Consider the following 13,531-nt stretch of genomic DNA (forward strand, 5'->3'; position numbering starts at 1 on the left):
CGAAGAAGGACGGCACAAACTGCTTTCCACCCGCCTTTTCCCTCCTAAGTTCGGGCGCTCGCCATCGAATCCGAAATCAACTGAATGAGCATCCAACGAGCGCTTCTCTCCGTGTCCGACAAGTCGGGTCTTGAGGACTTTGCCAAGGGCCTGACCAGCATGGGGGTGGAACTCCTCTCCAGCGGCGGTACCCACAAGTTCCTTTCCTCCAAGGGAATCCCTGTGAAGGAGGTGTCTGAGCACACCGGTTTCCCTGAACTGTTCGACGGCCGGGTGAAGACCCTGCACCCCAAGATTCACGGCGGTCTCCTGCAGCGTCGCGATCTGGAAGAGCACCAGCAGCAGGCCAAGAAGCACTCCATTCCACCCATCGACCTCGTGGTGGTGAACCTGTATCCCTTCGAGGAAACAGTCGCCAAGGACGGCGTCACGCTCGAGGAAGCCATTGAGAATATCGATATCGGCGGACCTTCCATGCTGCGCTCCGCGGCGAAGAACTACCAGGCCGTGACCGTGGTCACTGATCCTGCCGACTATCCCACCGTGCTGGCAGAAATGCAGGAGCGCAATGGCGACACCACCCTCTCCACCCGCGAGCGTCTTGCGCTGAAAGTTTTCCAGCGCACCGCTTCCTATGACTCGGCCATCGCGCGCTTCCTGAACAAGGAACAGGAAACCGCCAAGTCCTTCAGCGTTTCCCTGCCGCTCTACAGCGAACTGCGCAACGGTGACAACCCGCATCAGGGCGCCTCGCTCTATGGCAACTTCGGCGACTACTTCGTGAAGCTGCATGGCAAGGAACTGAGCTACACGAACGTGCTGGACATCGAGAGCGCCGCTGCGATTGCGCTCGAGTTCCGCCGTCCCACCGTGGCCATTCTCAAGCACACCAATCCCTGCGGCGTGGGCTGTGCGGATGAAGATCTGCGCGAAGCGTGGGAGAAGGCTTTTGAAACCGACAAGCAGGCTCCCTTCGGCGGCGTCATCGTCATCAATCGTCCCATGAACATGGCATTGGCCAAGGTCATCGGCGAAATCCACACGGACGTGATCATCGCTCCGGACTATGAGTCCGATGCACGCGCGCACCTTCAGAAGAAGAAGAATCTCCGCCTCATGCAGATGCTTCCGGGCGTGGAAGAAGCGCTGAGGCAGCCAGTCATCAAGTCCGCCCCTGGCGGTCTCATGGTGATGGACAGCGACTCCAAGGCGCTGGGCCTCGACGCGATCGAGAGCAAGGTGAAGACCGAGCGTCCGCCCACGAAGGAAGAAATTGAAGCCATGCGCTTTGCGTGGCGCGTGGTAAAGCATGTGAAGTCGAACGCGATTGTGTTCGCCTCGCATGATCGCACACTCGGCATCGGCGCCGGCCAGATGAGCCGCGTGGATTCCTGCCGCATCGCCATTTGGAAGGCGAAGGAAGCTGGACTTTCTCTTGAAGGAAGTGCCGTGGGCAGTGATGCCTTCTTCCCCTTCCCAGACGGCCTGATCTCCTGCGCGGAAGCAGGAGCCACCTGCGCCATCCAGCCGGGAGGTTCCGTGAAGGATCCGGAAGTCATCGCCGCTGCCAATGCGCATAAGATGGCCATGGTCTTCACCGGGTATCGTCACTTCAAGCACTAGACTAGGCTTCGCATCCACCCGCAGGGTCAGGACATGCTACATCTCGGAGTTAATATCGATCACGTGGCCACGCTGCGCCAGGCGCGGTATGCCACCATGCTGGATTCACCGAACGCGGAACCCGTGCTGCTCGACGCGGCACGGGAGTCCGAGGCGGCCGGTGCGCATAGTATCACCGTGCACCTTCGCGCCGACCGCCGGCACATCCAGGACGCGGATGTGTACCTGCTGAAGCGCGAGCTGAAGGTGAAGCTCAATCTGGAAATGGGGAACACACCGGAGATCCTGGACATCGCCCTGCAGGTGAAGCCGGACTTCGTGTGCCTCGTGCCGGAGAACCGCAAGGAGATCACCACCGAAGGTGGGCTTGATGTGCCATCGCATGCGGCCGCACTGAAGGAAACCACGACGCGTCTGAAAGCTGCGGGCATCCGCGTGAGCTTCTTCGTCGATCCGGTGCGCGACCACATGTACGCCTCCGCGGATTGCGGCGCGGACATGGTGGAATTGCACACCGGCACTTTCGCCAATGCCGTTGGCGCGGAGCGTCAGGCAGAGGTGGCGCGCCTGGTGGAAGCTGCGGCGCAGGCACATGACCTCGGTCTGCAGGTGAATGCCGGACACGGACTCACCACGAACAACGTACGCGACCTTTTCGCCGTGCCTCACCTTGCCGAACTCAACATCGGCCACTCCCTGGTATCACGAGCCATCACAGTCGGCTTGCGTGCCTCGATTGGCGAGATGCTCGCCGTGATGTCGGAGTACCCGGGCTGATTGGGCCTTCGGTCATGGAACCTTCATCCACCCCTGATCTGGTTTCCAGCAACGTGCGCCGTCCCGCGCTCGCCGTGGGGGTAGGCATCGACCTGGTGGAAGTGGAGCGGATCCACTCCCTGCTGGAGAAAAGTGGCGACCGCTTCAAGCAGCGTGTCTTCACGGAGGGAGAGATTCAATACTGCGACAATTGTGTCGAGTCCGCCATGCACTACGCCGCCCGTTTCGCGGCGAAGGAGGCCGTGGCCAAGGCGCTCGGCACCGGCTTTGCGGAAGGCGTCGGCTGGGCGGACATCGAGGTGCTGCGCGGGGGAAATGGGGCTCCCACGGTGGTGCTCCACGGCGGGGCTGCCCGGGTGGCGGCGCAGGCGGGTGTGACCCGCGTGCTGCTCAGTCTTACCCACACCCGTACCACGGCTGGCGCGAGCGCGTTGTTATTGAGCGACATCTAAGTCACCTGGGTGTTTCACTGGGTCGTATTTACTCGACCGGCTGCGGGTTTCCGCTAGGTTGGTGGGTAAATTTTCCGATCTTGATTTGCCCATGAGTGAATACTCCTTCCAGCCCCCCAGTCTCGATGAACTGGCAGCACTTTTGCCGGCCTACGAGATGATGGATTTCCTGGCGCAGGGCGGCATGGGGGCGGTGTACCTCGCCAAGCAGATCTCGCTGGATCGACTGGTGGCCATCAAGGTACTGCCCCCCTCTTGGGGCACGGAAAAGGGCTATGCCCAGCGTTTCCAGACGGAAGCCCGCGCCATGGCCAAGCTGCGGCACAACCACATCGTGGGTGTGTACGACTTCGGCATCACCACCGACGAGCATCTTTATCTCGTGATGGAGTACGTGGAAGGCCAGACCCTGCATGACATGATCCGCCTGCGCCGCCTCCCCGTGGCCAAGGTGCAGGACGTTGCCGTCCAATTGTGTGACGCCATCCAGTACGCGCACGAGCATGGCATCCTCCACCGTGACATCAAACCCGGGAACGTGATGGTGGACAAGCACGGCCACGTGAAAGTCATGGACTTCGGCCTGGCGCGCCGCGCAGAGGCGGCAATCGAGGAGGAATCCCTTGGTACTCCAGAGTACACCGCCCCGGAAATCCTGGTCACCGGCGCGCTCATCGACCACCGCGCGGACATCTATGCGCTGGGCATTGTGTTCCAGCAGATGCTTACCGGAGTGGTTCCACGCCAGCCACGCGAGCCTCTCGCGGAGCATGGCGTTTTTGATCCGGCCTGGGAGCCCCTCATCTCCAAGGCAGCAGCGACCAATGCCGGCGCGCGCTTCCAGACCATGCGCGACCTGAAGGAAGCCGTGGCAAACGTCGGCAGGCCCTCAGCTGCCGCCCGATCCGTGCCCGGAGTGAAGCGCGTGACGGGCCCCGGTCATGGGCCACACAGTCCCGCCTACCATCCCACGCCTGCGCCGAAAGCCAGCACGCCGATCATGCCCATGGTCGTCATTCTGGTGCTCATTGGCGTCGGGATCTTCTGGTGGCTGAAAAATCGCGACGAGCTGGGAGCGGGGGATGGTACATCGAAGTCCGGACAAAGCACCGCGAGTGTGCCCTCGACGGGTGGTGGCAACAATGCCGGTGGCAGTGGTGCTTCTTCCTCAGACGCGACGCCTGCGGGTGGCACCACCGTCGCAGGTGGAGGCGCAACAACACCGGCAGGAACTCCCGCCGAGGCCTACCAATTGCCGAAGGACATCCCTGCGGGGCATGTGTACAAATTCCAGGACGGTCACAAGGACATCGTGAATGACGTGGTCCTGTTCCCCGATCTGCATCGCGTGGCCACCGCGAGCACCGATGGCACCATCGGCATCTGGGACCTCCACAAGGCCAAGCGCCTGCAGACGCTTGGGCCGGTGCCCGGAGCGGTGTTGAAGATCGCCGTTTCACCCAATGGAAAGTATCTCGCCGCCGGTGGTGACAACTACAAGGTGCTCCTCTGGAAGCTCGAGGATCTCCAGAGCGAGCCCACAAAGTCGCTGGATCTGAAAGTCCGCACGGTCACCAATCTCGAATTCTCCAAAGATGGTTCGACCGTGTTGGTGGGCACGTCAGATGGTCAGCAGCCCCTTGTCGCCTGGGCTTGGGAAACAGGAGCTGAGGAACCTATTCCAGGATTCCGCGGGCAGGTGTTGGGGCTTCAGCTGTTTCCCGGTTCTGAAACCGGCTTTGTGGCCGGTGGCACCCGCAGGGAGAATGAACGCTGGGTGTATGATGTCTGGTTTGGTGATGCGGCGCGCCGGTCGCTGGTGAAGGAATTCCCCAAGCCGCCCCAAGGAGCCTACCGCCTGCGCATTGCTCCGGACGGGAAGACCATTCTCAGCATGGGCGGAGGAAGATTCCAGGTGTGGGATCTGGACGCGGGCACGAGGATTTCACGCCAGCAGGGCGGACCGCTGAGCTTCTACCGGTGTGAGTTCCTCGATGGTGGACGGCTTGTGGTTGGCGGCGGACAGGACAGGGCGCTGCATATCTTTGAATCCGTCACCGGTACAGAGGTGTGGAAGAGCGATCCACATGACACACGCTGCGCGAATGCGTTTGTGGTCAGCCCGGATGGTTCGTTCCTTGTCTCCGCTGGCGGATTCGGCTTTGGCAATCCTGTGGAGAAAGACGGCGACTATGCCCTCCACGTTTGGAAATTGCCGGATCTCTCCACTCTGAAAACCGAAGGCGCTGCCGGTGCCCTCGCCAAGCGTGATGTGTTGGGGCTGGAGACGGTGGACCCCGAACTGTGGAATCTGCTCGGCACTCTGCACCAGGAGTGGCAGGAGGCCCTGGCCGCCAAGGGAGACGATAGCAATCGAAAGGAGCTGGATGAAAAGTACCTCGGCGCACTCAGGCGCGAAGTCGCGGCTGCCACTCCGGCGGAGAAAGAGCATTTCCTGAGTGAGATCTCCCGTGTGGCCAACAATGGCCCCGTGCCCTCGCAGCGCCCGGCCACCTGGCCGGTTTCGCTGACGCGCCTCCACGATATCTATGTGCAACAGCTCGCTCTGTTGCCTCAGCAAACACAGGAAACCAAGACCACGCTGATTTCCACGCAGAGGGGGAAGCTGGCTGCCCTTGAGCAACAGCGGACCGGCCAGAACAACGTCACCGGCGCGGAGCGCGTTCGTATCGTCATGCAGACCCTGCAGACGCTTGGCGGGGAGCCGGACAGAAACAAGATTCTGCAGTCCCTGAGGAACAGTGCGTCTCAGACCAGTGGCAGCACTGCGTCAACCACACCAACCACCGGCGGGTCTGGCTCTGCCACATCGTCCCCGTCGACCATTCAGCCTGTCGGCATGACTGCGCCTCCCATGACCGGTCCCTCGGTCCTGCGCCGGCCTGTCCGCGCCGGCCGAGTGGCAGTGTGGAAGCGCTCCTCACGCACGGATGAAAACGCCAACATGCAGTGGGCTGACACATCGCCGCAGATCGCGGATGCGGTGAGTGTCTCCGCAGGCATGAATCACGCGCTTGTCCTGCGTGCGGATGGAACCGTCGCCGCCCTGGGCAAGAAGAACTCCACCACACAGGCCACCGTGCCTTCCGGCCTGGATCGCGTGGTCGCGGTGGCCGCAGGAAATCGCTATGACATCGCCCTGCGCGAAGACGGCTCCACGGTCGTTTGGAGTACTGGAGGAGTGTATCCCTTGGAGGGGATTCGTCCTGCCGTGGCGGTGCATGCAGGTCCAGGGTGGGGATATGCGCGGCATGCGGATGGCAGCCTTACCCGCCTGCCCACAGGAAACATTGGAAATGCCACAGCCTACAGCGAGCCGCCTCCCGGTCTCGGTGCCGTGGTGGATATCGCCGTTGGTACCGATGCGTGCATCGCGCTGCTCCCGGACGGTTCCCTGGCCAGCTGGGGCAGTGCCAACCGGGCTGGGGGAATGGCGACCATTCCGGAGGGCAAAGGCTCGGGCATCGTTGCCATTACCTGCAACAATTGGGATGCCGCTGTCCTCCGTCGAGACGGTGAGATGGCGGTGTGGGGTGCGTATCCCAACTCTCCACCGAGCTACAGCCCCAAACGTTTCCCCGGCGCAGATCGCGTGGTGCGTGCGCTTCCCTCGGGTGCCTTTGCGGTGCATTTCCCAGGCGATCGCTGGATGATCTGCAACTCCGCCGGCGGGGAGATCATCGATGCCAGCACGGCAGAACCTCTTGCCAGCGGCTGCTTCGATCTTGGCGTCACCTCGCTCTATTGCGTGGGCATCAAGCCCTGACCCTGAATTGTAAGGACGAACCCCTTCGTGACGGAAGCGAGAGGGGAAAAGGATTAATTTCGCCGTTGCCGTGGGGCTCGCGTGCGTCAAGGTGCGGCCATGACTCCCGAGGAACTTGATACACTGGCCACGGACGTGGTGCAGCGTGCGCCTTATGAAGCCGCCGAATTGCTGGAGGCGCAGAAGGATGAGGACGCCATCGCCATCCTGGAGATCATCAATCCACTCGTGGGCCAGCAGATTCTCCGTGAGCTGGACGATCGCCGTCGCAGCGAACTCATCGCCGCCGCACCGGTGGACAAGGCGCGTCAGTGGATGCGAAACCAGGAGTATCCTGAAGACAGCGTGGGCTGGCTCATGGAGCCGCCGGTCGCGGTGTTCCGCCCGCACATGACCGTGCGCGAGACCATCGAGGCCATGCGCAAGCTCACCAAGAAGGCCTTCATCACCTACGGCTATGTGGCGGATGAATCCAACAAGCTCGTGGGTGTGCTCGTCTTCCGCGATCTCATGCTCGCCTCGCCCGACAAGAAGCTCAGCGATGTGATGTACTCAAACATCTTCTGGCTCAAGCCGGAGATGGCGCTCACGGATGCGATGAAGAGCACGCTGAACCGGCACTTCCCCGTGTACCCGGTGTGTGATGAGGAAGGTCATCTACTGGGTCTCGTGCGCGGGCAGTCGCTCTTTGAAGCGCGCGCTATCGAACTCTCCGCGCAGCCCGGTACCATGGTGGGTGTGCATGAAGAGGAACGCCTCGCCACTCCGGTGAAGCGCAGTTTCTGGATGCGCCATCCCTGGCTGCAGTTCAACCTGCTGACGGCTTTCATCGCCGGCGCGGTGGTGGGTTTGTTTGAGGGCACGCTGGATCGCGTGGTCATTCTCGCGGCTTTCCTGCCCATCCTTGCCGGGCAGAGCGGCAATACCGGATGTCAGGCGCTCGCCGTCACCTTGCGTGGTCTCACTCTGGGTGACTTGAAAACTGGTGAGGAGCGCAAGCTGTTCTTCAAGGAGGCGATGCTGGGCCTTGCGAATGGTGCCATCGTGGGCCTCGTCGCGGCCATCGGTATGTTCGTGTATGCGAAGATGCAAAACAACCCCGCCGCCTTGATGCTCGGTGTGGTGGTGTGGTTCTCCATGGTATCGAGCTGCGTGGTCAGTGGCCTCGCCGGTGCGACCATCCCTCTCATCCTCCGCAAGTTCGGTTTCGACCCCGCTACTGCTTCCAGCATCTTCCTCACTACGGCTACCGACGTGGTGAGCATGGGGACTTTCCTCGGGCTGGCGACGATCTTAATCTAACGTAGCTCGCGAGTCCCTTCGCGAGTGTATTTCACGCTGCAGAAATCTCGCGAAGGGACTCGCAAGCTACGTTGTTCCGCCTCCAGAAAGTAGTCCGCCGAGCCTCGGCGGTCAGGAGGGCAGACATCCCAGCTAGAACCATCTTTGCTGATACAGAGACGGTGTGCAGTGAAGCTCTCGTCTACGAGACGCTGGCGAATTCAGCGGACACGCCCACCCACCGCCGAAGCTCGGCGGACTACTTTCTCATCTCCCTCACCACCTTCAGCACATCCGCCGCCTGCTCAGCCGTGGACGCCTTCGCGTCATGCCAGATCACTTTCCCATCCTTGATCAAAAACGCCTGACGTGAAGCGAGGCCAATCAACGGAATCTTCTTCACCTTAAATGCTTCGAGCACCTTCCCATCCGGATCCGCCAGGATGGTGAACGGCAACTTCTTGTTCTCCACAAACTTCTTCTGCGCGGCCACATCATCCGTGCTCACGCCGAAGACCTTGATGCCCTCCTTCGTGAGGTCTTCATACGCATCCCTCAGGCTGCAGGCCTGTGCCGTGCAACCCGGTGTGCCGGACTTCGGGTAGAAATACACCAGAGTCAGCCCCTTCGCATACGCCTCCTCCAGCTTCACCGCGTTTCCATCCTGGTCCTTCGCCTCCACCTTGGGTGCCTCATACGGCTCCACGAGTTTTCCTTCGGAAGCAGAGGCGAAAAACGAACCAAACAAGCTCATGGCGGCGATCAGGATGAAGAGTTTCATTGTTAGCAGCACGATCCAGTACGTCTGCGAACGCTTCGCTGGCGGTTGCATATGCTGGTGCTGAACACGGTCGTTCACCATCACGCCAAAATCCCCTTCACCACATGCGCTTCCTCCACGCCTGTGAGGCGCTGATCCAGTCCCTGGAACTTGTAGGTGAAGCGTGAGTGCTCGATGCCCATGAGGTGCAGGATGGTGGCGTTCAGATCATTGATGTGCACCGGGTCCTTCGCGATGTTGTAACTGAAGTCATCCGTCTCGCCGTACACGGTACCGCCCTTCACGCCCGCACCTGCCATCCACATGCAGAAGTTCCGCGGATGGTGGTCGCGTCCGTAGTTGTCTTTGGTGAGCGTGCCTTGGGAGTACACGGTGCGTCCGAATTCACCCCCCCACACCACGAGGGTATCCTCCAACAGACCACGCTGCTTAAGATCCTTCACCAGTGCGGCGCAGGCCTGTTCGGTGTCCATGCACTGGGCTTTGATATTCTTCGGCAGGCCGCTGTGCTGATCCCAGCCGCGATGCAGAATCTGCACTACACGCGTGCCGCGTTCTACGAGACGGCGGGCAAGCAGCGCGCTGGAAGCGAAGGAGCCCATGCGCTTCACATCGGGGCCGTACATATTGAGTGTGGCTTCGCTTTCATCGCTCAAGTCCGTGAGCCCCGGCACGCTGGTCTGCATGCGGAAAGCCATCTCATACTGCGCGATGCGCGTCTGGATTTCCGGATCCCCGAAGCGCTCAAAGTTACGCTGGTTCAGCTTGTTCAACGCATTCAGCATGGTGCGGCGATCACTGCCATCCACACCAGGAGGATTCTTGATGAAGAGCACCGGATCACCCTGGCCACGCAACGCCACTCCATTGAAGCTGGTGGGCAGGAAACCACTGCTCCACATGCGGGTGAAGAGCGCCTGCGCATTGCCTGTGGCCGGGAAAGTGGGGGTGAAGACCACGAATGCCGGCAGGTCATTACTCACACTGCCGAGGCCATAGCTGATCCACGAGCCGATGCTCGGCTTGCCGGGCACTTCGCTGCCGGTCATCACGAACGTACACGCGGGGTCGTGATTGATGGCGCTGGTGTGCACCGTGCGCACCATAGCGATGTCATCCGCGATGTGCTGGATGTTTGGCACCAGTTCGCTCATCCACATGCCGCTCTTCCCGCATTGCGAAAAGTTGAACATGCTGGGCGCGACCGGCAGCCTCGACTGGCCACTGGTCATGGTGGTGATGCGCTGGCCGTTGCGCACGCTCTCCGGCAGATCCTTGTCGAAATACTTCTGCAACTGCGGCTTGTAGTCGAACAGATCGAGCTGCGAAGGCGCACCGTTCATGTGCAGGTAGATGAGCCGCTTTGCTTTTGGCGCGAAATGCGGGAAGCCCGGCAACGGCTGATTCACCTGGGAAGATGCGGGCGTGGTCGCCGCGCCCAGCATGCGCTCACCCATCAGCGTGCTCAACGCGAGTCCACCCAGACGAAGTCCGGCGCCCTGGAAGAACTGGCGGCGGGTCTGGGAGAGGTGGAAGTCGAGGGCGGTATTCATGAATGAAGTTTTCAATGTTCAGTTCTTCGTCACCGTCTCATCCAGATTCAGCAGCAGGTTCGCTACCATGGTGTAGGCCGCGAGTTCGCTGAAATTCAGCTTCTCATCCCGCTTGCTTTCGCCGTAGGTAACCGACTGCAGTGCAGCTTCAGGGTTGGTGTAATACTTCGTGAGATGCTGAATCAGTGCATCCTGCACCAGCGATAGTTCTTCCGCAGAAGGCCTGCGTGAGGTGGTGATGCGCCACGCCCAGGTGATGCGCTCACTCGGGGTGCTGCCGCCTTCCTTCAGCATGCGCTGGGCGAACTGTCTCGCGGCTTCGAAGTGCTGCACGTCATTCATGAGCTGCAGCGCCTGCAGCGGCGTATTGCTGCGCTCGCGGCGCGTGCAGGATTGCTCGCGGTTGGGCGCATCGAACGTGGTCATGAAGGGCGGGGGAGCGGTGCGCTTCAGGAAGGTGTAGAGACTGCGGCGGTACAGCGCATTGCCACTGTCCTGCTTGTACTCACGCGTGTTGCTGCCGCCGAAGCCCACGGGCTCCCAGATGTTCGGCGGTTGATAGGGCTTCACGCCTTTGCCACCCATGGTGGGATCCATGAGGCCGCTGACGTAGAGGGCATTGTCCCGCAGAATTTCCGCATCAAGGCGGAAGCGAGGACCGCGTGCGTAGAGGCGGTTCTCCGGGTCCTTCGCCAGCAGGGCCGGCGTCACCTTCGTGCTCTGCTTGTAGGTGGAACTGCACACGAGTGTCTTCACCAGTGCCTTCACATCCCAGCCGCTCTCCATGAAGGTGACGGAGAGCCAATCGAGCAGTTCCGGGTGGCTTGGCGGCTCGCCCTGGGAGCCGAAATCCGCACTCGTCTTCACCAGTCCGATGCCGAAGAACTGCTGCCAGAAACGATTCACCGTGACGCGTGAGGTCAGCGGATGCTCACGGCTCACCAGCCAGTTGGCCAGGTCCAGGCGGTTGTAGTCGCCGGTTTCCTTCTTCGCCAGTGGCGGCAGCACCGCAGGCACGCCCCGGCTTACTTTGTCCCCAGGCTTGTCATATTGACCGCGCTGCATCACGAAAGTCTCGCGAGGTGTCTCCATGTCGCGCATCACGAAGGTGATGGGCACCGTGGCCTCCACCTGCTTCTTCTCGGCTTCGATGGGAGCCTTCTCCGCCAGCATGGGAGCCATGAGATCCTGGGCGCCCAAGTAGAGATTCCCCAGCCAGAATTCTCGAATACGCTTAACTTCGGCTTCGCTCCACTCCGCGCGCTTCTTGCCACGCACGATGTTGCGCAGGTCCTCCGGCAGCGCTTCCACACGACGTCCCTGATTCTGATTCGACCACACTTCGAAGGACCAAGCTGGATCCTTCGCGGGCTCCACGCGCGACTTCACACCGAGTTTGTCCCAGTACACCGTGCCGTCGAACTGGGTGAAGGCATACCCATTGATCTTGGTCCCCGGTTTCAGGCCCAGACGGTCTGCCACGATCTCCAGCTTCACCCATTTTCCAACCTCAGGCAGCGCACCCATGGAAACCTTCTCCGTGGACTTCGGCTTGCCAAAGGGAATCAGATCCTCAGCGCCCCACACGGCACGGTGCAGCCACCCCGTCGTGTGGAACTGCATCATGATCGTCTTCGGAGGATTCTGCGGATCGAGGTAACAGTGCACAAAGATGCGACCGTTCTGTGGAATCACGAATTCCGCCCCACCGGTGAAAAAGTCCTGCTCCAGCCCCTTTGCGGCGCGCTTCAAGGCAGCTCCACCACTGAAGACCTGGCCACCTTCATTGGTGCTCACGATGCAGAGGGGAGCCCCCTTGGTCTCCGGCTTGGCGGCCGGAGGGAAACCATCTTCAAACCACACCACCTCGGATTCCTGCACGGGCGGCGGAGGCTGGATGCTCGCGGGATCCTGGTAGTCCATCTTCGTGATCGCCGTCTTGATGCGTTCCTGCACGCCGGCGAGTTTGCCGTCCAGTTCCTTCAGCTTCTTCTCCTGCGTCGCATTGGTAAGCTTCATGATGGGCGGTGTATCGATCTTGTTGCCGTCCATGGGAGGATCTGCCGCCGAGTTGAAGAAGGCGTACATCGAGTAGAACTCCTTCTGCGAAAGCGGGTCGAATTTGTGGTCGTGGCACACCGCGCATCCGGCAGTAAGGCCCATCCACACTTCCACCGCCGTTGCCGTGCGATCCACCGCATAGCGGAAGACGAACTCCTCATTGATGCTGCCACCCTCGCTGGTGGTCACGTTGCAGCGGTTGAAGCCGGAGGCGATGTCCTGCTCACGTGTGGGATTCGGCAGCAGGTCACCAGCGAGCTGCCAGCGCGTGAAGTCGTCGAAGTGCAGATTGTCATTGAAGGCCTTCACCACCCAGTCGCGGTAGGGCCACATGGAGCGTTCGTTGTCCAGGTGCAGACCGTGCGTGTCCGCATAGCGGGCGAGGTCCAGCCAATGGCGCCCCATGTGCTCGCCGTAGCGGGAGGACTTCAGAAGGCGGTCTACCACGCGCTCGTAAGCCTGCGGGGATTTGTCCGCGAGGAAGGCGTCCACCTCAGCAGGCGTGGGCGAGAGACCCGTGAGGTCCAGAGTCACCCGGCGGATGAGTGTTTCCTTGTCCGCCTCGGGGTTCTGCTTCAGGCCCTCGTCCGCGAGACGTGCGTTGATGAAGGCATCAATCGGATTTGTGATTGATGATTTTTGATTTTTGATTTGGGGAACGGGAGGCTGCTGCGGCGTGATGAAGCTCCAGTGTTGCTGGTACTCCGCGCCTTCTTCAATCCAGCGCTTCAAGATGTCGCGCTGTTGGGGCGTGAGTTTCTTGTGCGAATCCGGTGGCGGCATCAGGTCATCCGCATTGGTGGTGATGATGCGCTGCCACACGCTGCTGGCATCCGGGCTTCCTGGCTTGATGGGTTGCGCGCCGTCCTTGTCCGGCTTGTACGCGCCTTCGGAAACATCGAGCCGCAGATCGGCCTTTCGCTTCTTGGCATCGAAACCATGACACGCGAAGCAGTTGTCCGAGAGGATGGGCCTCACATCACGATTGAAGTTAATCTTCCCCGCGGCCCATGCGTGATGGGCCGGCACAAGGAGAGCAGTCAGCGCAAGGCATGACGTGAGCGGTGAGAGGAAGGTCTTCATGCGGTCAGCGTAGAAGGCGGATCGGAGCACCAGCGGTTACGAAGGAGACGCCCCCTCTCTTGCCTTTGGGTCGTGCGCAGAGGCGTCTGGAAAAGGATAGCACACCAGGCGAGGCAGCATTCTCCATGGGAGG

8 protein-coding genes are annotated in these 13,531 nt (G+C 61.0%); 5 read left to right on the top strand and 3 right to left on the bottom strand.

All coding sequences use genetic code 11. The annotated features are described in order from the left end of the window. Positions 1 to 84 precede the first annotated feature (84 nt). The 5 genes from purH (at position 85) to G5S37_RS06300 (ending at position 7,941) form a co-directional block, all read left to right on the top strand. Entirely contained in the window at positions 85 to 1,623 is a 1,539-nt protein-coding gene (gene purH, locus G5S37_RS06280) for a bifunctional phosphoribosylaminoimidazolecarboxamide formyltransferase/IMP cyclohydrolase (protein ID WP_240914812.1), read from the top strand. A 33-nt stretch (positions 1,624 to 1,656) separates the two neighbouring features. Further along, complete coding sequence (locus tag G5S37_RS06285; RefSeq protein WP_165201876.1) at positions 1,657 to 2,400, top strand: pyridoxine 5'-phosphate synthase; 744 nt, start codon at positions 1,657 to 1,659, stop codon at positions 2,398 to 2,400. Between the two features lie 14 nt (positions 2,401 to 2,414). Further along, the gene (gene acpS / locus G5S37_RS06290; protein WP_165201878.1) at positions 2,415 to 2,852 is read left to right on the top strand and encodes a holo-ACP synthase; all 438 of its coding nucleotides are present in this window, start codon (positions 2,415 to 2,417) and stop codon (positions 2,850 to 2,852) included. A gap of 91 nt (positions 2,853 to 2,943) precedes the next feature. Next, complete coding sequence (locus G5S37_RS06295; protein WP_165201880.1) at positions 2,944 to 6,639, top strand: serine/threonine-protein kinase; 3,696 nt, start codon at positions 2,944 to 2,946, stop codon at positions 6,637 to 6,639. Between the two features lie 99 nt (positions 6,640 to 6,738). Next, complete coding sequence (locus G5S37_RS06300) at positions 6,739 to 7,941, top strand: magnesium transporter (RefSeq protein WP_165201882.1); 1,203 nt, start codon at positions 6,739 to 6,741, stop codon at positions 7,939 to 7,941. Positions 7,942 to 8,179: 238 nt separating this feature from the next. Here G5S37_RS06300 and G5S37_RS06305 read toward each other — a convergent pair whose 3' ends face one another. From G5S37_RS06305 to G5S37_RS06315, 3 genes are all read right to left on the bottom strand, one after another. Next, on the bottom strand, positions 8,180 to 8,701 hold the full coding sequence (locus G5S37_RS06305; RefSeq protein ID WP_165201884.1) for a peroxiredoxin: 522 nt from the start codon (positions 8,699 to 8,701) through the stop codon (positions 8,180 to 8,182). An 80-nt stretch (positions 8,702 to 8,781) separates the two neighbouring features. Next, positions 8,782 to 10,254, bottom strand: a complete 1,473-nt coding sequence (locus G5S37_RS06310; RefSeq protein ID WP_165201886.1) for a DUF1501 domain-containing protein — start codon at positions 10,252 to 10,254, stop codon at positions 8,782 to 8,784. 18 nt (positions 10,255 to 10,272) lie between these two features. Then, a complete protein-coding gene (locus G5S37_RS06315; RefSeq protein ID WP_165201888.1) occupies positions 10,273 to 13,398 on the bottom strand; it encodes a PSD1 and planctomycete cytochrome C domain-containing protein in 3,126 nt (1,041 codons plus the stop codon). Between the last annotated feature and the right edge of the window lie 133 nt (positions 13,399 to 13,531).

Source organism: Roseimicrobium sp. ORNL1 (genome assembly GCF_011044495.1).
Taxonomy (GTDB): Bacteria; Verrucomicrobiota; Verrucomicrobiia; order Verrucomicrobiales; family Verrucomicrobiaceae; genus Roseimicrobium.

Excerpts from the sequence above, each read along its gene's own strand:
- purH (WP_240914812.1), top strand. The coding sequence starts at position 85 with ATGAGCATCCAACGAGCGCTTCTCTCCGTGTCCGACAAGTCGGGTCTT.
- G5S37_RS06285 (WP_165201876.1), top strand. The coding sequence starts at position 1,657 with ATGCTACATCTCGGAGTTAATATCGATCACGTGGCCACGCTGCGCCAG.
- acpS (WP_165201878.1), top strand. The coding sequence starts at position 2,415 with ATGGAACCTTCATCCACCCCTGATCTGGTTTCCAGCAACGTGCGCCGT.
- G5S37_RS06295 (WP_165201880.1), top strand. The coding sequence starts at position 2,944 with ATGAGTGAATACTCCTTCCAGCCCCCCAGTCTCGATGAACTGGCAGCA.
- G5S37_RS06300 (WP_165201882.1), top strand. The coding sequence starts at position 6,739 with ATGACTCCCGAGGAACTTGATACACTGGCCACGGACGTGGTGCAGCGT.
- G5S37_RS06305 (WP_165201884.1), bottom strand. The coding sequence starts at position 8,701 with ATGAAACTCTTCATCCTGATCGCCGCCATGAGCTTGTTTGGTTCGTTT.
- G5S37_RS06310 (WP_165201886.1), bottom strand. The coding sequence starts at position 10,254 with ATGAATACCGCCCTCGACTTCCACCTCTCCCAGACCCGCCGCCAGTTC.
- G5S37_RS06315 (WP_165201888.1), bottom strand. The coding sequence starts at position 13,398 with ATGAAGACCTTCCTCTCACCGCTCACGTCATGCCTTGCGCTGACTGCT.